General features: G+C 68.5%; 18 protein-coding genes and 1 pseudogene. 7 read left to right on the top strand and 12 right to left on the bottom strand.

Annotated elements, in window-relative coordinates:
* Nucleotides 1–98: 98 nt before the first annotated feature.
* From ACIRG5_RS30405 to ACIRG5_RS30430, 6 genes are all read right to left on the bottom strand, one after another.
* Nucleotides 99–1,370 (bottom strand): lytic transglycosylase domain-containing protein, encoded by a 1,272-nt coding sequence (locus tag ACIRG5_RS30405; protein ID WP_402910881.1) that lies wholly within the window; start codon nucleotides 1,368–1,370, stop codon nucleotides 99–101.
* Between the two features lie 152 nt (nucleotides 1,371–1,522).
* Nucleotides 1,523–2,026, bottom strand: a complete 504-nt coding sequence (locus tag ACIRG5_RS30410) for a DUF501 domain-containing protein (protein WP_402910801.1) — start codon at nucleotides 2,024–2,026, stop codon at nucleotides 1,523–1,525.
* On the bottom strand, nucleotides 2,002–2,496 hold the full coding sequence (locus ACIRG5_RS30415) for a septum formation initiator family protein (protein WP_245822315.1): 495 nt from the start codon (nucleotides 2,494–2,496) through the stop codon (nucleotides 2,002–2,004). Before ACIRG5_RS30415 ends, ACIRG5_RS30410 begins: the two co-directional genes overlap by 25 nt.
* A 12-nt stretch (nucleotides 2,497–2,508) precedes the next feature.
* Entirely contained in the window at nucleotides 2,509–3,795 is a 1,287-nt protein-coding gene (gene eno, locus ACIRG5_RS30420) for a phosphopyruvate hydratase (RefSeq protein WP_360038140.1), read from the bottom strand.
* Nucleotides 3,796–3,935: 140 nt separating this feature from the next.
* Nucleotides 3,936–4,409, bottom strand: a complete 474-nt coding sequence (locus tag ACIRG5_RS30425) for a hypothetical protein (RefSeq protein WP_402910806.1) — start codon at nucleotides 4,407–4,409, stop codon at nucleotides 3,936–3,938.
* Nucleotides 4,406–5,632: a cytochrome P450 gene (locus ACIRG5_RS30430; protein WP_402910809.1), complete on the bottom strand. Its 1,227-nt coding sequence runs from the start codon at nucleotides 5,630–5,632 to the stop codon at nucleotides 4,406–4,408. The genes ACIRG5_RS30425 and ACIRG5_RS30430 overlap by 4 nt, the downstream gene beginning before the upstream one ends.
* A 15-nt stretch (nucleotides 5,633–5,647) precedes the next feature.
* Between ACIRG5_RS30430 and ACIRG5_RS30435 the strand changes: the two genes are divergently transcribed.
* The gene (locus tag ACIRG5_RS30435; protein ID WP_402910811.1) at nucleotides 5,648–6,349 is read left to right on the top strand and encodes an alpha/beta fold hydrolase; all 702 of its coding nucleotides are present in this window, start codon (nucleotides 5,648–5,650) and stop codon (nucleotides 6,347–6,349) included.
* Here the strand turns inward: ACIRG5_RS30435 and ACIRG5_RS30440 are convergent.
* Together ACIRG5_RS30440 and ACIRG5_RS30445 are read right to left on the bottom strand one after the other, a co-directional pair.
* A complete protein-coding gene (locus tag ACIRG5_RS30440; protein WP_402910814.1) occupies nucleotides 6,334–7,074 on the bottom strand; it encodes an SDR family NAD(P)-dependent oxidoreductase in 741 nt (246 codons plus the stop codon). The two genes, ACIRG5_RS30435 and ACIRG5_RS30440, sit on opposite strands and share 16 nt — an antisense overlap.
* Nucleotides 7,075–7,124: 50 nt before the next feature.
* On the bottom strand, nucleotides 7,125–8,642 hold the full coding sequence (locus ACIRG5_RS30445) for a BTAD domain-containing putative transcriptional regulator (RefSeq protein WP_402910816.1): 1,518 nt from the start codon (nucleotides 8,640–8,642) through the stop codon (nucleotides 7,125–7,127).
* 107 nt (nucleotides 8,643–8,749) lie between these two features.
* Between ACIRG5_RS30445 and ACIRG5_RS30450 the strand changes: the two genes are divergently transcribed.
* Both ACIRG5_RS30450 and ACIRG5_RS30455 read left to right on the top strand, forming a co-directional pair.
* Entirely contained in the window at nucleotides 8,750–9,385 is a 636-nt protein-coding gene (locus ACIRG5_RS30450) for a type IV toxin-antitoxin system AbiEi family antitoxin (RefSeq protein WP_402910819.1), read from the top strand.
* Nucleotides 9,386–9,568: 183 nt separating this feature from the next.
* Nucleotides 9,569–9,868: pseudogene (locus tag ACIRG5_RS30455) on the top strand (nucleotidyl transferase AbiEii/AbiGii toxin family protein); the annotation flags it as partial.
* A gap of 1 nt (nucleotide 9,869) precedes the next feature.
* Here ACIRG5_RS30455 and ACIRG5_RS30460 read toward each other — a convergent pair.
* Nucleotides 9,870–10,319 carry an Lrp/AsnC family transcriptional regulator gene (locus tag ACIRG5_RS30460; protein ID WP_093602714.1) on the bottom strand — a complete coding sequence of 150 codons (450 nt, stop codon included), beginning with the start codon at nucleotides 10,317–10,319 and terminating at the stop codon, nucleotides 9,870–9,872.
* A gap of 50 nt (nucleotides 10,320–10,369) precedes the next feature.
* Here ACIRG5_RS30460 and ACIRG5_RS30465 point away from each other — a divergent pair, with 50 nt between their 5' ends.
* The 3 genes from ACIRG5_RS30465 to ACIRG5_RS30475 are packed head-to-tail and all read left to right on the top strand — an operon-like array spanning nucleotide 10,370 to nucleotide 12,811.
* Nucleotides 10,370–11,509, top strand: coding sequence for a MalY/PatB family protein (locus ACIRG5_RS30465; protein WP_402910822.1), 1,140 nt, complete (start codon nucleotides 10,370–10,372; stop codon nucleotides 11,507–11,509).
* A 26-nt stretch (nucleotides 11,510–11,535) separates the two neighbouring features.
* Nucleotides 11,536–12,435: a DMT family transporter gene (locus ACIRG5_RS30470; protein ID WP_402910824.1), complete on the top strand. Its 900-nt coding sequence runs from the start codon at nucleotides 11,536–11,538 to the stop codon at nucleotides 12,433–12,435.
* Nucleotides 12,436–12,439: 4 nt separating this feature from the next.
* Nucleotides 12,440–12,811 (top strand): tetratricopeptide repeat protein, encoded by a 372-nt coding sequence (locus ACIRG5_RS30475; protein ID WP_319980364.1) that lies wholly within the window; start codon nucleotides 12,440–12,442, stop codon nucleotides 12,809–12,811.
* On the opposite strand, the gene efeB is transcribed toward ACIRG5_RS30475, so the two are convergent.
* The 3 genes from efeB to efeU are packed head-to-tail and all read right to left on the bottom strand — an operon-like array spanning nucleotide 12,812 to nucleotide 16,015.
* Nucleotides 12,812–14,056, bottom strand: coding sequence for an iron uptake transporter deferrochelatase/peroxidase subunit (gene efeB / locus ACIRG5_RS30480; protein ID WP_402910827.1), 1,245 nt, complete (start codon nucleotides 14,054–14,056; stop codon nucleotides 12,812–12,814).
* Nucleotides 14,053–15,135: an iron uptake system protein EfeO gene (gene efeO, locus ACIRG5_RS30485; RefSeq protein ID WP_402910884.1), complete on the bottom strand. Its 1,083-nt coding sequence runs from the start codon at nucleotides 15,133–15,135 to the stop codon at nucleotides 14,053–14,055. Before efeO ends, efeB begins: the two co-directional genes overlap by 4 nt.
* Before the next feature lie 55 nt (nucleotides 15,136–15,190).
* Nucleotides 15,191–16,015 (bottom strand): iron uptake transporter permease EfeU, encoded by an 825-nt coding sequence (gene efeU / locus ACIRG5_RS30490; protein ID WP_402910830.1) that lies wholly within the window; start codon nucleotides 16,013–16,015, stop codon nucleotides 15,191–15,193.
* Nucleotides 16,016–16,145: 130 nt separating this feature from the next.
* Between efeU and ACIRG5_RS30495 the strand changes: the two genes are divergently transcribed.
* Entirely contained in the window at nucleotides 16,146–16,964 is an 819-nt protein-coding gene (locus ACIRG5_RS30495) for a lytic murein transglycosylase (protein ID WP_402910833.1), read from the top strand.
* Nucleotides 16,965–17,146 lie beyond the last annotated feature (182 nt).

Raw genomic sequence — 17,146 nt, forward strand, 5'->3', positions numbered from 1 at the left:
ACGAAGCTAGGAGACCCGATCCCCTTCGCTCCAACGTTTCTGCCCGAATCGCACCGAACGAAGTACGGGTTGGAATCGTTCCAACCCGACACGCCGGGTTAGCTGGGCGTACTCGTGACCAGGCTCTGCGAGACGGGCGCCGACGAACTGTTGGCGCTGCTGCTGCCGACGGGGGTCGTGGACGACTGCGTGGGACCGGTGGACGAGTTCTGCTGCGGCGGCGTCGTGGTTGTCGTCGTCGTAGTGGTGGTCGTCGTGGTCGTGGTGGTGGTCGTCGGCGTCGTTGTGGTCGTCGTCGTGCACGTGGACGGCGGCGGAGTCGTCGGCGTGGTCGACGTGGACGTCGAAGTCGTCGTCGAGCTGGTGGTGCTCGTCGTCGTGGTCGGGCAGTTCGGCGTCGTCGTCGTGGTGGTCGTCGTGGTCGTGGTCGTCGGCGGAGTTGTCGTCGGCGGCGGGATCGTCGGCGTGCCGGGGTTGGTGTTGCCCGGCGCCGGGTTCTGCGCGTTGTCCCCGGTGGTCGGGAGGTTCGGCAGGATGTCGACGTTCTCGCTGTACTGCTTGGCCCACTTGAGGACCGTCTCGACGTACGTCGTGGAGTGGTTGTAGCGGAAGACGGCGGCGGCTCGGTCGGCCTGCTTCGTCATGTCGCCGCCGTTGGCGCAGAGGTAGCGGCCGGCGCCCAGGGCGGCGTCGTAGATGTTGTTCGGGTTGACGTTGCCGTCGTCGTTCAGGTCGCCGCCGAAGCTCGCCCACGTCGAGGGGATGAACTGCATCGGGCCGACCGCGCGGTCCCAGGTGCTGTCGCCGTCGAGGCGGCCGGCGTCGGTGTCGCTGATGGCGGCCATGCCGGGGGCGCCGTTCAGGACTGGGCCGAGGATCTTGGGGGTGGCGTCGCCGACGGCGTTCACGCGGCCGCTGTTGGCGTGGTTCGACTCGACCTTGCCGATGCCCGCGAGCAGTGCCCAGTCGAGGTTGCAGCCGGGGACGAGCTCGGCCATCTTGTCCTCGGCGCGGAGGTAGGCCTCGACCATGACGCCGGGGATGTCCTGCACGCCCGCGACGTCGTCGAGCAGGCTGCCCTCGTCGTTGTCGAGGTCGCCGTCCTCGAGGTCGGCGAGCAGCGCGGCGCTCAGCTCCTCGGACAGCGGCAGGCGGCCGGACGCGCCGAGCTCGGCCGGGTCGCGGTGCAACGCGCCGAAGACGTCGGCGGGGCCGAGGGACACGGCGATGTCGTTGTGCTTCGCGAGGTTGACCCAGTCGACGAGCTTGGTGCCGACGATCATCGCCGGGGCGAGCATCGCAGCCAGCGCAGCGACAGCGAAGCCCTTTTGCCTGGGCGTCAACGCCGACGGTCCGCGCAGTTTGGCCATTGCCACGAATTCTCACCTCTCGTGTGTCATCGCGGCTCGCCGTCCTGCCATTACGGCGAATGCCCCAGTCGGTGACCTGTCCCACCCTGCCCCACTCCGAAGCCTAGGTGTACCCAAGACGGAGTGAAGCGTGTGTTCGGTTCCGTTGACCGTTAACTCGCCTTGCATTCCCCCGCGGGCCACAGTCCCTGCTCGCTCAGAAGCGCCAGCGCCTCGTCCCCCATGGGGTTGACGCCAGGGCCCTTCGCGAGGGCGTGGGCGACGTGCACGTGCAGGCACTTGACCCGGACCGGCATGCCGCCCGCGGTGACCTGGGTGCCCAGCGACTCGATGGCGTCGCGCTCGGCGAGGTACGCCTCGTGCGCACGCTGGTAGGCGGCCGCGAGCTCGGCGTCCACCGCCAGACGATCCTGCTGCTCCTTCATCAGCCCGCCGCCTTCCAGCGTGCTGACCAGCGAGTTCAGCTTCGGGCAGGTCAGGTAGTACAGCGTCGGGAACGGCGTCCCGTCGGGCAGCCGCGGGTTCGTCTGAACGACGTTCGGGTGCCCGCTGGGGCACCGCGAGGCGATCGCACGTGTCCCGCGCGGCGTGCGGCCGAGCTGCTGAGCGACCGTTTCCAGGTCAGCAGCACTTACTTGTGCGTCACCGATTCCCACAGTTCCTCGTACCAAGACCCTTGTGCCGCCTGCTTGCCCGACGGCCTCTCCGTTTCAGTGTTGCGACTCTCGTCACCCGGCAGTTGCACGATGTAGGGCGTCTCGCCGGGTCGCACCCAGTGCAACCGCTTGCGCGCCTCGATCTCCACGTACGCCGGGTCTTGCAGCTGTGCTTTGCGCTGTTCCAGTGCGGCGACCGTCTCCCTCAGCTTCTGCTGTTCGGCACCCACGTCCCGCAGCTCGTCGCGCTGCGAGAGGTAGGTCCGCAACGGGACCGCGATGCTCAGCGCCAGTGCGCACAGCACCATCGCGAACATCGCGGCCCGTCGCGTGCCGGTCATGCCGAACGCGCCACCCGTGCCCTCACTGCGCCGCGAGGGCGCCTTCGGACGGGGTGGCTTGCGCGCGCGTGCGGGCCTCGCCTCCCGCTCTTCGCGGGGGCGACGGGGACGACGCGCGCGCTCGGCCATGCGTTAAGCCTCTCAGCTCTCCGGCGTGTAGCGCGGGAACGCGAGCTCGCCCGCGTAGCGCGCCGCGTCGCCGAGGCTCTCCTCGATGCGCAGGAGCTGGTTGTACTTCGCGGTGCGCTCACCACGCGCCGGAGCACCGGTCTTGATCTGGCCGGCACCGGTCGCGACGGCGAGGTCGGCGATGGTCGTGTCCTCGGTCTCGCCCGAGCGGTGCGACATCATCGACTTGTAGCCGTACGACGTGGCCAGCGAGACCGCGTCGAGGGTTTCGGACAGCGTGCCGATCTGGTTGACCTTCACCAGCAGCGCGTTGGCGGCGCGGCGGGAGATGCCCTCCTCCAGGCGCTCCGGGTTCGTGACGAACAGGTCGTCGCCGACGATCTGGACCTTCTCGCCCAGCTCGGCGGTCATCTGGACCCAGCCGTCCCAGTCGTCCTCGGACAGCGGGTCCTCGATGGAGACCATCGGGTAGTCGCGGACCAGCTCGGAGTAGTAGCCGATCATCTGCTCGGCGGACCGCTTGTTGTTCTCGAAGGAGTAGGCGCCGTCCGAGAAGAACTCGGTGGCGGCCACGTCGAGCGCGAGCGCGATGTCGCGACCAGCGCGGTAGCCGGCCTTCTCGATGGCCTCGAGGATGAGGTCGAGCGCGTCGCGGTTGCTGCCGAGGTTCGGCGCGAAGCCACCCTCGTCGCCCAGGCCGGTCGCGAGGCCCTTGCTCTTCAGCACGGACTTCAGCGAGTGGTAGACCTCGGTGCCCCAGCGCAGGCCCTCGCGGAACGTCTCCGCGCCGATCGGCGCGATCATGAACTCCTGGATGTCCACGTCGGTGTCGGCGTGCGAGCCACCGTTGAGGATGTTCAGCATCGGCACCGGCAGCACGTGGGCGTTCGGGCCGCCGATGTAGCGGAACAGCTCCAGGCCGGAGCTCGTCGCCGCCGCCTTCGCGACCGCGAGGCTCACGCCGAGGATCGCGTTGGCGCCGAGACGCCCCTTGTCCGGCGTGCCGTCCAGGTCCACGAGCTTCTGGTCCACGATGCGCTGCTCGACGGCCTCGATGCCGACCAGCTCAGGGCCGATCTCGTCGAGCACCGCGGTCACCGCGCGCTCGACACCCTTGCCGCCGTACCGCTTGGCGTCGCCGTCCCGCAGCTCCACCGCCTCGTGCTCACCGGTCGAAGCACCGGACGGAACAGCCGCACGCTCCAGCGTGCCGTCGTCCAGCGCCACCTCGACCTCGACGGTGGGGTTGCCGCGAGAATCCAGGATCTCGCGTGCTCCGACCTGCTCGATGACCGCCACTTGCGCTCCCTGTTTCTCCTGCGTCTCGTCTCGCGACGAGCCTACTTGGGCCAGGTGACCGGCAGGGGCTCGCCACCTGCGGATCACAGTGAGCCATCGGAGCCGGTCTACTGAATCGTGCCAGACGCTTCACATACTGCCTACAGCCCTTCGTACTCGCCGGTCTCGTCACGAAAGACATAGCCGGACGTGGACCGCAGAACCGCAGCACGCAGGCGTGCCAGCAGCACCTCCTGTGCGGGCAGCTTCAGCGCGAGAAGTTGTGCGGCCTCATCCTGGTGGGAGGTCCGAGTGAGGGGCTTCGGTTCAAAGTCGGCGAAGGTCAGGCAGTCGTGCCAGCACGGCAGCCCGACGACTAGTTCGACGGCTTCGCGCAGGTTGTTCGCGATGAGCCCGGCCTGCCCTTCGGAGCTGGCGTAGAGGACCGGCCGCCCCGAACCCGCGTCACCACACAGGTAGTACTGACCACCGGAGAAGTCACCAGCCACCGGTTCGAGCGGAAGGCCCGACTCGATCGACGCGCCGAGCTCCGCCTTGGCACGGGTCACGTCGAACTCGAAGAACGCGAGCAATTCGCTCAGACGCACGTCGTCCGGCAGAACCCAGGTGTTCACATGGCGACCTTGAGCGGCAGGTGCTTCACGCCGTTCTGGAAGTTCGACCGCAACCGGCTGACCTCCCCGTCCAGCTCCAGCGTCCCCGGCAGGTCCAGCACCGCGTCGAACACGGCCCGCATCTGCGTCCGCGCCAGCTGCGCGCCCAGACAGAAGTGCGGCCCGTGCCCGAAGCTCAGGTGGTCGGCCTCCCGCCGCCCCACGTCGAACCGGTCCGGCTCGGTGAACACGCGCTCGTCCCGGTTGGCGGAGGAGAACCAGACCACGACCTTGTCCCCCGCCTTGATCTCCTGCCCGGACAACGACGTGTCCTGAACGGCCGTGCGACGGAAGTGCATGACCGGTGTCCACCAGCGCAACATCTCTTCCACCGCAACGGGAAGCAGCGAACGGTCGGCGCGCAGGCGCGAGTACTGGTCAGGGTGCGTGAGCAGAGCGATCATGCCGCCGGGGATGCCGTTGCGGAGGGTTTCGTTGCCCGCCACGGAGAAGAGCCAGAAGAGGTTCTCGAACTCCTCCAGCGAGATGTCCTCCAGCATGAGGTTGCTCAGGACGTCTTCGGACGGATGCGCGCGCTTGTACGCACCCAACGCGTGCGCATAGGCGTAGAGGTCGGGCATGCCGTCGCGGGCGCGCGGGTCGCGGCCGTCCTCGGGGCGCAACGACAAAGCGGCGAGTGCCATGTCGGTCATGCCCTCGGTCGAGCTGGACGACAGCGCGTAGTCGGGGTCCTGGAAGCCGATCACTCGGTTGCTCCAGTCGTAGAGCAGCGCTCTGTCCTGGCGCGGAACGCCGAAGACGTCCGCCAGGGTCAGCAGCGGCAGATCGGCGACGGCACCAGCGAAGTCTCCGGACAGGCCGCGAACGATCTCGCGCGCGTTGGAACGGATGCGGTCTTCCAGAAGTGCCACGGCTCGGGGCGTGAAGGCCCTGGTCAGCATGCGGCGCAACCGCGAGTGCTCCGGCGGGTCCTGGTTGAGCATCATGCGTTGGACGTACGCCAGATCGGCAGGCTGAGGGTCGCGGATCTGGGTGGCGCCGCGGTGCGAGGAGAAGACGGCGGGCGTGCGAAGGACCGTGCGGACGTCCTCGTGGCGGAAGACGGCCCAGAAGTCGTCGATGCGCACCACGTTCTTTTCGCGCAGCCGGGTTAGTGCGTCGTGCGGGACTCCCGAGGTATACGTGTCCGGGTCGACGATGAGGTCGGCATCGGTCCTGGGCATAGAACGGATTCTGACGTGCTTCATGTCGAACGTGGTGGAAACGGGCCGTTGCTGGTGCTGTTGCACGGGCTGGGCGCTACCGGCGAGGTGTGGCAGGACGTCGTGAAGGACTGGGAGGGCAGCTGGCTCGTGCCCGATCTGCCCGGTCACGGACGCTCAAGCCAGATCGACCGGTACTCGTTCGGTTCGCTCGCGGCGGCCGTCGCGGACGAGATCCCGCGGGAGCCCGTCACCATCGTCGGGCACTCGCTGGGTGGGGTCGTCGGGCTGACGCTGGCGAGCGGATGGTTCGGGGTCGAGGTCACCACGTGCGTCGGCATCGGGATCAAGGTCCAGTGGACCGACGAGGAGTTGCAGAAGGCCGCCGCGCTCGCCGCGAAGCCCGGGAAGGTCTTCGCCACCGAGGAGGAAGCGGTCGAGCGGGCGTCGAAGATGGCCGGGGTGGGACTGGCCCACGGAGTGTCCGAAGTGGACGGTGGCTGGGCGCCGTCGCTGGACATGAGGGCCTTCGGCGTGGGCCGGCCGGACATGGCCGGGCTGATCATGGCCGCACAGGCCCACGTCGTGCTGGCGGCGGGTGAGAACGACCCGATGAGCCCTCAGGAACACCTGCGGGAGCTGGTGCCCGAGCCGGTGACGTTCCCCGGCGCGGGCCACAACGTGCACGTCGAGTCGCCCTCGTCGCTGCGCACCGTGCTGGCTCAGCTCGCCACGTAGCCGCCGTCGGCCGTGATCACCGAGCCCGTGATGAAGCTGGCCTTGTCGGAGGCCAGGAACAGCACGGCCTCCGCGATCTCGTCCGGCTGACCGACGCGCTGGAGAGGAAGATCCTTCGCGATCGCGTCGAACACCTCGCCGGCTTCCGCCAGGGCCTTGTCGGTGGCGACCGGGCCGGGCGCAACCGAGTTCACGCGGACGCCCGCGGGGCCGAACTCGGTGGCCCACGAGCGGGTCAGCGCGTCCATCGCGGCCTTGGAGGCGTTGTAGACGGACCCGACCGGGGTGCCGATGACGGCCGCGATCGACGAGACGTTGACGATCGAGCCCTTGCCCTTGGCGACCATCGCCGGCGCGAGGGCGGCGGTGAGGAAGTAGGTGCCGCGGACGTTGACGTCGAACACCTGCTGGTAGACGTCGACGGACTGCTCGGGCGTCGGCGAGAACGGGAAGATGCCCGCGTTGTTGACGAGCACGTCGACCTCGCCGACCTCCTCGGCGAGCTTGCGGACGTCGTCGACACTGGCGACGTCCGAGACGATGAAGTGACCGGTGCCGCCGGCCTGCTCGATCAGCGCGACGGTCTCCTTGCCGAGTTCGGCGCGGCGACCGGTGAGGTAGACGGTGGCGCCCGCCTCCGCGAGCTTGACCGCGATCGAGCGGCCGATGCCGGAGGTGGCGCCGGTGACGAGTGCCTTCTTGCCTGCGAGTTCCTTCGTTGACATGTCTACGAACGTGCCGACGCCACATCGTCAGGCCATAAATTCTAGATGAATCAGCTGGTCAGCACGGGTGCGCGCCACCCGAAGTACATCCGCACGAACCACGGCAGCCGGTACCGGCCGAGCACCAGCGGTTCGATCAGGTGCACGTCGGCGAGCGACTCCAGCAGGAACTCGATCGCGCCAGGATCGGCGCCGGACATCTCCGCCGCCTCGCACACGTCGATCACGTCCGCGTCGCGGCGCGCGAAGCACTGCAGCAGGTGGCGTTCCTGCTCGGTGAGCTGCTGATCCGCCTTGATCATCGGCGCCAGCACGGCCGTGCAGTCGGACGGGATGGCCTCGCCGAGTTGCGTCTCGCGTTTCATCTGTGCCAGCAGCATCCCGACCGTCCAGTTCGGGCGGCCGGTGAGCTTGCCGCCGAGCACTCGGACGGGGTTCGGCAGGTACGAGACGCGCGCCAGCACCTCGTCCACGGCGTCCGCCTCGGCATCGGCCCTGACGGGGTCGAGGACCCTGCGGAGGAACTGGTTCGCCTCGGCCTCGGTCAGCCCGGCGAGCTTCACCCAGGTCACGCCGGGCAGCTCGTTCCAGCGCCGCACGCTCGTGAGGATCACGGCGGAGCCCGGGGTGTGCAGGTCCGCGATCTGGGCGGGATCGTGGACGTCGTCGACGACGATCAGGAACCGCTTGCCACGCGCTTTTTCCCGCCACAGCGCGGCTTTGTCGCCGTGGGGGTTCTCGACGCCGACCGCGCGCAGCAGCTCGTTGGCGACGTCCTTGCCCCGGACGAAGATCTGCCCGTCCGGGTAACCGTGCTTGGCGAGGTGCGCGACGTGCGTGGCCAGCGCCGTCTTGCCGCTGCCGTGCATGCCGGTGATGCCGACGGTGCGCGGGAGGGCCTGGAGTGCCTGCGCGATCTCGGTCGTGCGGCCGGTGAAGTCGGGCAGGCCGGGCGGCAACTGCTCCGGCCGGCGCGACAGGTTCAGCTCGCCCCGCAGGATCTGCGCGTGCACCTCGCGCAACTCGGGACCGGGTTCGAGGCCGAGTTCGTCGTTGAGCAGGGCACGCGCCTGATGGAACTGCTCCAACGCGTCGGCCTGCCTGCCGTCGCGGTAGAGGGCCTGCATCAACAGGGCGCGCGTCCGTTCCCTGAGCGGGAAGGCCGCGACGTGCTTCTGCAGTTCGAGGACGTCCATCTCGCGTTCGAGCAGGGTTTCGCGGCAGTGCAGCCGTTCGTTGGCGATCCTGGCCCGCTGGGCCTCGAAGTAGGTGCTGCTCAGGCCTTGCAGCGGCTCGTCGCGGCAGTCGTCGAAGATCTCGGCCCTGAGCGTGTAGCCACCGTCCCTGGACTTCAGGTCCAGCTCGGGAAGGGCCTTGCGGATCTTGTACATGTACGTCCGCAACGCCATGACGGCGCTCGGCGTCGGGTCGTCCCAGACCATGCCGATCAGTTGGTCGTTGCTCAGCCGCATGCCGTTGTTCAGCAGCAACGCCGCCAGCACCGCGCGCTGCTGGCGCGGCCCCAGGTCGATCTCCTCGTCGTCTCGCCAGGCTCGTACCGGACCCATCAGTGAGAAGCGCAGGCTCATGCAACGTGACAACGCCCGCCGCCATTCCCGGCATGCCCGGAGAAAACGAGTACTATGAACGTAGGCTCCGAGCCTACGGAGGTCGTATGAATGACCGCGTCACCATCCCGACGAAGCTCGCCAGAAGAGAGAACAAGGTCCTGCGCCCGAGAGACGCGGGAGACGTGTACGCCCACCCTCGCAGCGAGTTCGAGCGGTTGCTCGAACAGGCGGTGCTCAGCCACATCAGCACCGGCTACTACGCGCTGGCCCCGATGGAACGGCTGGGCGATCCATGCTGGCGACCGGATCTCGCGGCCGTCGCGCTCGGCGTGGCCCAGGCCGACTACGGCAAGGACGCCGTCGCACTCATGAGCGTCACCGCGGCTCGCCGGCACGGCGCCCTGCCGCGCGCCATCGGCACGGCGGTCGTGGCCGCGCCCAAGCAACGGCCCGTGCTGCGCACCAACATGGGCGACGTCGTCTTCGTCAAGCGCGACGTACGCCGCCTTGATCTCGAACGCGTGGAAACCGAGCTCACCGCGGGGTGGATGACCACGCCGGAGCAGACGGCGCTCGACATCGCGGCCCGGCCCGAGCTCGGCGGCATCGAGGAAGCCGAGGCCGACTCGATCCTGCGGGCGCTCGCCCGGAAGATCGACTGGACGGTCACCGAGGAGCTCGCGCGTGATCAGCACAGGCCGGCGGCGCTGGCAAGGGTGAGGGAGGCGGCGGGTGCTTGATCACGAGGAGCTCGTCGCGGTGGCCGACCTGTTCGGCGTCGCGGAAGAGCAGGTCCGGCGAGATCACCTGATCAGCCATGTGCTGGCGGGCCTGCAGCAGATCGCGCCCGACGTCCTCTTCGTCGGCGGAACCGCACTGGCCAGGACACACCTCACGAGGACTGGGCACGCTGGCCGAGCGAGGCCGTCCGGATCGAGACCAGGTACAGCGACATCACGTCGGATGTCGTGCTCAAAGTTCCCACGTTGCAGACGTTCGCGGCGATGAAGACCCTCGCCTGGGCGGACCGGCACGCCGCCAGGGACCTCTACGACCTGGTCCGCGACGCGACGGGTGCCTCGGTGCAGAAGTACGAGTTCGCCTCGCTGCCTTCCGGACTGGACTGGCAGTCGCAGCTGGCCCACCAGACCAGCGAACTCCCTTCAGCGGACTGGTGCTTGCGAGTGGTCCGGGAGACGTACGGGAAGACGCTCGGCTGGTAGCTCACGGGTTGGCCGGCAACGGCCGCGGCTCGATCACCTGCTTCATCACGATCGTCGACGTCAGCCCGCGCACCCCGGGCAGCTTCGCCAGCGTCTCCTCGTACAGCCGCTGGTACGACGCGAGGTCCGCGGTGACCACGCGCAGCAGGTAGTCGGGGCTGCCGAACAACCGTTGCGCCTCCACCACGTTCGGCACGTCGACCAGAGCGCGGTCGAAGTCGTCCATGGTGTCCAGCCGCAGTTTGGCGAAGACCAGGGCCTCGAAGCCGAACCCGAGGGCGGCCGCGTCCACCACGGCCCGGTAGCCGTGGATGACGCCGTCGCGTTCCAGTTCCCGCAGGCGCCGCTGGCAGCGCGAGATGCTCAGCTGCACGCGTTGGGCGAGGTCGGTGACGGTGATTCGCCCGTCACGCTGCAGTTCAGCAAGAATTTTGCGGTCCACGGCGTCCATGAGCAAAGAACGCAAACACCTTGCCCGCGAGTTCCCCTAGCTTTTGCTGCATGACCAGTGCGAACCCGTTCCGTCAGCTGACCCTGGACCAGCTCAGGCGCCGCACCAGCATGAAGTGGCGCCACTACCCCGAGGACGTGCTGCCCGTGTGGGTGGCCGAGATGGACGTGCCGCTCGCCGAACCCGTGGCGCGGGCGATCATCGAGGCGGTGGAGCGCGGCGACACCGGCTACCCCAACGGCACCGCCTACGCCGAGGCGCTCGCCGAGTTCGCGAAGACGCGGTGGGACTGGGCGCCCGCGGTCGAACGCACGAAGATCGTGCCCGACGTGATGATGGGCGTCGTCGAGATGTTCCGGCTGGTCTCGCATCGGGACGCGCCCGTCGTGGTCAACAGCCCGGTCTACCCGCCGTTCTTCCAGTTCGTCGAGTCCCTGGGCCGCCAGGTCGTCGAGGCGCCACTGGGTGCCGACGCGCGGATCGACTTCGCCGTGCTGGAAGCGGCGTTCGTCAAGGCGGGCAAGGGCTCGGTCCACCTGCTGTGCAACCCGCAGAACCCGACCGGCACCGTGCACACCGCCGCCGAACTCGAAGAAGTCGCACGGCTCTCGCGTGCCCACGGCGTACGCGTTGTGGCGGACGAGATCCACGCTCCGCTCACCGCCGAGGGCTTCGTGCCGTACCTGAGCGTCGCGGACGACGGGCTGTCGCTCATGTCGGCCTCCAAGGCGTGGAACCTCGCAGGACTCAAGGCCGCGCTCGCCATCGCCGGTCCCGCCGCGGCCGACGATCTCGCCCGGCTGCCGGAGGAGGTCGGCCACGGGCCGAGTCACGTCGGGATCCTCGCTCACACCGCGGCGTTCCGGCACGGCGTCGACTGGCTCGACGCCCTGCTGGACGGGCTGGACGAGAACCGGCGACTGCTCGCCGGCCTGCTGGCCGAGCACCTCCCCGAGGTGCGCTACGCACCCGGTCAGGGCACCTACCTCGCCTGGCTGGACTGCCGTGCGCTCGGCGACGATCCCGCCAGGACGTTCCTCAAGCGCGGCAAGGTCGCGCTGAACTCCGGCATTCCGTTCGGCACCGGCGGCGCGGGCTTCGTGCGGATGAACCTCGCGACCTCCCCGGAGATCATCACCGAGGCGGTTCACCGGATGTCCAAGGCGTGGAACGAAACCCTCGCTTCGTAACGGCGTGACTGGTAGTGCTGGAGTCCGTGCGGATCAAACCCGGCTTCGCGGCCGCGACGGTGCTGGTCTGGGCGTCCGGCTATCCGGTCGGAGCCCTCGCGGTGGCCGTGGCGCCGCCGTTCCTGATGACCACGATCCGGTTCGCCATCGCCGCCGCGCTGATGGCGGTCGTGGCCCTGGTGACGAGCGCGAGCTGGCCGCGCGGACGGCAGCTCGTGCACACCTGCGTGGCCGGGTTGCTGGTGCAGGCGTGCCAGTTCTCCGGCGTGTACCTCGGGCTGCGGATGGGCGTGCCGGCTGCGACCACGGCGTTGGTCATCTCGTGCACGCCGGTGCTCACGGCCGTGGTGGCCGCCTGGGTGTTCCGCGTCCGAATAGGACTGAGGCAGGTCGCCGGGCTGCTGTTCGGCGTCGCGGCGGTGCTGGCGGCGTTGTGGGGCCGGCTGGGGTCGTTCGGGACCGGCGCGGTGTTCACCGTGCTCGGCATGCTCGGGTTCGTCGCGGGTGGCGTGTACCAGCAGAGGTTCTGCCGGGACACGGACTTCCGCAGCGGCAACGCCGTGCAGCACGCCGTCTCCGTGCCGGTCGTCGGGTTGCTGGCGCTGACCGAGAGCTCCCCGGTCACGGACTGGCGGCAGCTCTGGCTGACCCTCGCGTTCCTGGTGCTGGTCAACTCGATGGGCGGGGCGTCGCTGTTTCTGGTCGGGGTGCGCAGGGGCGGCGCGGCGGCGATGACCACGCTGTCCTCTGTGGTCCCGTCCGTGACGGCGTTGATCGCGTGGCCGTTGCTCGGACAGGTGCCGACGACGGGAGTCGTGGCCGGACTGGTGCTCGGTTTCGGAGCGTGCTGGCTCGGCACCGCCACTCATTCAGGTCCTGTCGCCCGGACGGCAGTCGAAGAACCGGCAGGCGGTAGGTACCGTTGATCGAATGACGGACGGCACCTTCGAAGCGTTTCGGAAGGCCGAGGCGTTGATGGCACAACGCAGGCCGCTCGACGCGTTGCGCGAGCTGAAACAGGTGCTGGCCGAAGCCGGGGAGGCGCCGTCGGTGCAACTGCTGGCCGGCCGGGCCTATCTCGGGTCCGCGCAGCTCAACAGGGCCGAAGAGGCGTTCCGCAAGGTGCTCGACCTCGATCCGAGCGACCACTACGCGCGGTTCGCCCTCGGCAGGACCCTGCAACGGCAGGGGCGCCTCACCGAGGCGCTCGCCCAGTTGCGGATGGCGGTCGCGATGCACCCGTCACCCGAGTACCAGGAAGCGCTCGGCGAGGTCAAAGCCCGGCTGGCCCTGGGGAACTGATCACCGGAACAGTCCGTCGCCCCAGAACCCGCCCTCCTTCACCCCTGGCGGCACGGCGAAGTGCCCGGACCCGGTGTGCTCGATGTACTCCATCATGTCGTCCTTTGTGGACAACGCCTGCTGCATCGGCACGAACTGCGTGCGCGTGTCCCGGTTGAACGCCACGAAGAACAGTCCGGCGTCGAGGTGCCCGAGCCCGTCCGAGCCGTCGGTGAAGTTGTAGCCGCGGCGCAGGATCCTGGCTCCGTTCAACGACTCCGGCGACGCGAGCCGGATGTGCGCGATCTCGCCGATCAACGGGATACCGCCCGCGCCCTTGACGTGCAGGTCGGGCTCGTCGAACTCCTTGGCCTGCCCCAGCGGCGCGCCCTCGCCCTTGTTCCGGCCGACGATCTGCTCCTGCTCGACCAGCGACGTCCGGTCCCAGATCTCGATGTGCATGCGGATCCGGCGCGACACCAGGTACGTGCCGCCGACGAGCCAGTCCGGCCCGTCCTCCTTCGACACCCACACGTGATCACGCAGGTGGTCGGTGTCCTCGGCCTTGATGTTGCGGGTGCCGTCCTTGAACCCGAACATGTTGCGCGGCGTCGCCTGGTCCCGCGTCGTCGACGACGTGCGGCCGAACCCGAGCTGCGACCAGCGGACCGCGACCCGCCCGAACCCGATGCGCACCAGGTTGCGGATGGCGTGCACGGCGACCTGCGGGTCGTTCGCACAGGCCTGGATGCAGATGTCCCCGTTGCTGCGCGCGGGATCCAGGTCGTCCTGCGGGAACCTCGGCAGGTCGATCAACCGCTCCGGCCGCTTGTCCTTGAGACCGAACCTGTCGTCGAACAACGACGGCCCGAAGCCGATCGTGATCGTCAGCGCGGACGCGGGCAGGTCGAGCGCCTCGCCGGTGTCCTTCGGCGGTGCCTCGGCGTTGCCGCCCACAGCGCCGTTCTCCGCGGCCTCCTGGCCGGCCGTCATCCGTTCCGCGGCGAGCGTCCACTCCTTGAGCAGACTGATCAACTCGTCCCGGCTCTTCGTCTTCACGTCGAGCGCGACGAAGTGCATGTGGTCCTGCGCGGGCGTCGTGATGCCGGCCTGGATGTCGCCGCGGAACGGGACTTTCGCCGCGGAGAGGTTCTCGACCTCGGGAGATGCTTTCGTGGCGAACGCACCGGCGGCGGCGCCGGCGCCGGCGAGCGCCACACCGGCGCCCGCGAACCCGAGCAACCTGCGGCGGGGAACCCCGGTCACTTGGCCGACACCACTTCCGCGACCTTGCTGACCGGCTCGCCGAGCGCGTCGACGGCCTCGGCCAGCGCCTTGATCTCGTCCTGCGTCAGCTCGGTGTAGAGCTTGAAGCCGTCACCCTTGCGCTGCTTCTCGAGCGCCTCGTCGAGCGCCTTGAACTTCTCGTCCAAAGTGGACACGAGCGCCTTGTCCTTCTGCTCCACCACGGGACGCAGCGCGGCGATCGCGGCCTGCGACCCGTCGACGTTGGCGCGGAAGTCCCACAGGTCGGTGTGCGAGTAGCGGTCCTCCTCGCCGGTGATCTTGCCGGTGGCGACCTCGTCGAGCAGTTCCTTGGCGCCGTTGGCGAGCTGCACGGGCGTCAGCTCGACGGCCTTCGCCTTGGACACGATCTCCTTGACGTCGACCAGCAGCTGGTCCGCGATCTTGTCCGAGTCGGCCTGCAGCCCGGACTCCCACAGGTCCTTCTCGAGGCGGTGGTAGCCGGTGAACGCCATGCCCTCCTCGATGACGTCCTCGCGGCCGTCGATCTTGGGGTCGAGGTCGCCGAAGCTCTCCGCGACGGGCTCGATGCGTTCCCAGTAGGTGCGCGAGACGGGGAAGAGCGCCTTGGCGTCGTCGACCTTCTTGGCCTTGACGGCGTTGACGAACTCCTCGGTCTTCACCAGCAGCTGGTCGGCCTGGGAGGTCACGTACCGCGCGTAGCTCTTGGTCGCCTCGGCCAGCAACGCGTTGCCGTCGGTCGACTTCTTGGCGTCACCGGTGACCGTGAAGTCGCCGCGGATGCCGTCGCCCTTCATGCCGGGCTTGCACGCGGTCTGGAACTTGCCGGACTCCGTGACCTCGACGATCAGCTTGCGGCTGAGCCCAGGCCCGATGTTCTCGACCTCGCCGAGGATCCGGTCGCCCTCGGCGTAGAGGTAGAACTCGGTCACCTTGGTGCCCTTGTTGGCCACCTCGAACGTGACGCTGCCGGTGCTCGCCTCGGTCTTGGCGACCTTGCACGCGTCGTCACTCGCCTCGACCGCGATGGTGCCACTCGCGCCGGTCGTGCCGCCGTTGCTGCTGCACGCCGCCAGCATCGCGAGTGAGCCCAGGATGACTGCTGTCTTGCGCACGGTTTGCTCCACTAGATGATCAGTTGGCCACGGCGGCGCGACGGCGCGGCCGGATGAGGAACAGGGACAGCACCGCCACCACGTAGCCGACCCACGCGATGGCCTGCAGCACGGACGTCCGCTGCGAGTAGTTGAAGAAGCCCTTGAGCAGCGCCCCGTACCAGGAGTCCTCCGGCAGGGTGTCGCTGATGTCGAACGCCAGCGTGTTCAGCCCGGGCAGGATCGCGGCTTCCTGCAGGTCGTGGATCCCGTAGCTGAGCACGCCCGCCGCCACGAACACGAGCAGCACGCCCGTGACGGTGAAGAACTTGCCGAGATCGAACCGGATCGCCCCCTGGTACAGCAGCGCGGCGATCACGACCGCCACCAGAATCCCCGAAAGGAACCCGATGAGCGGCTCGGTCGTACCCCCTCCTGCGGCCTGCACGCTGGAATAGAAGAAGACCGCAGTCTCCAGCCCTTCCCGGCCAACGGACAAAAGGGACACAAGCACGATGGCGAGGGGTCCGATTTTGAGCGCTTCGTCCATTTTGCCGCGCAACTCGGCGGCAATCGTCTTGGCCGCCCGGCGCATCCAGAAGATCATTCCCGTGACGAACGCGACCGCAATGATCGACATCGTCCCGCCGAACGCTTCCTGCTGCTCAAACGTCATGCCGGCAGCACTGAACGTGATGATCGCACCGGCCGCTACGGAGAGTGCCACAGCCGTCGCAACACCGACCCAAACCCACTTGAGCGCGTAGCCCCTGCCTGTCTTCACCAGGAATGCGATCAAGATGCTCACCACGAGCGCGGCCTCAAGGCCTTCGCGCAGCCCGATCAGCCCGTTGGCAAACAACATCCCGACGCCTCCACAAATTAGGTCGGCCTTATTTAAGGTAAGCCTCACCTGATTGTCCAGCCGCCAGCAGTGCCGTTTTCATCACGCTTCACCCCGCCACCTGCGCCGGGAAGCACGTAGCCTGGGTGCAATGGTCCCGCCGCCGCCCCTCCAGGAACCCGCCCGCCGCAACCGCTCCGGCAACATCTTCGGCCGCATCGTCCTGGTGCTGCTGCTGATAGTCGTGGTCGCCACGGGCGCCTGGGGCCTGGGCGCCCTGAACCGCAAAGACGCAGCTCCCCTGGGCCCACCCCCGTTCCTGGTCCCCATCCAGGAGGTGGAACCAGGCGCAGCCGCCCCAGGCAACGCCGCCTCCCCGGGAACCACACAAACGGCCAACCCCTTGGCCGAATGGGCAACCCGCGTGGCGTCGAAAACCGACATCCCGGTCCGCGCCGTACACGCCTACGCGCAAGCAGACCTGACGATGCAACAGGAGTCCCCGGCCTGCCGAATCAGCTGGGCGACCCTCGCAGGCATCGGCCGAATCGAGTCGCACCACGGCAACATCAACGGCGCCCGCCTCCAGGAGAACGGCCTACCGTCCCGCCCGATCATCGGCATCCCCCTGGACGGCGCCCCAGGCGTAAAAGCCATCAAGGACACCGACGGCGGCCGCCTGGACGGCGACACCACGTGGGACCGAGCCGTGGGCCCGATGCAGTTCATCCCGGGCACCTGGAACCGCTGGGCAAAACGAGCAGCAGGCGACGGCCAACCGGCAGACCCGCAGAACATCGACGACGCGGCCCTGACCGCAGCGCGCTACCTGTGCGGAGGCGGCGCCCGCGACCTGGGCACGGGCCAGGGCTGGTGGGCAGCCGTCCTGGCGTACAACAACTCCGTGGAGTACGGCCAGAACGTGTTCAGCGGGGCCGACGCCTACGCACGCGCAAGCGTGCCGCAGTAGGGCCGTTGGCAGGCTCGCGCAGGGGTCCCCTTGGACTGAGGATCCCCCGCGACCCAACTTAGCGACGGGGTCTGACACTCCAGCGATGCCGAAGACATCCCAGTTGGTAGTGCTGTCAAGCGGCAGCGGTGGTGTGGTGTTGCCAGGCGGTGGTTTCGTCGTAGATGGTGCGGGTTTTGAGA

The sequence above is a fragment of the Lentzea sp. NPDC102401 genome, from assembly GCF_044765805.1.
GTDB lineage: Bacteria > Actinomycetota > Actinomycetes > Mycobacteriales > Pseudonocardiaceae > Lentzea > Lentzea sokolovensis.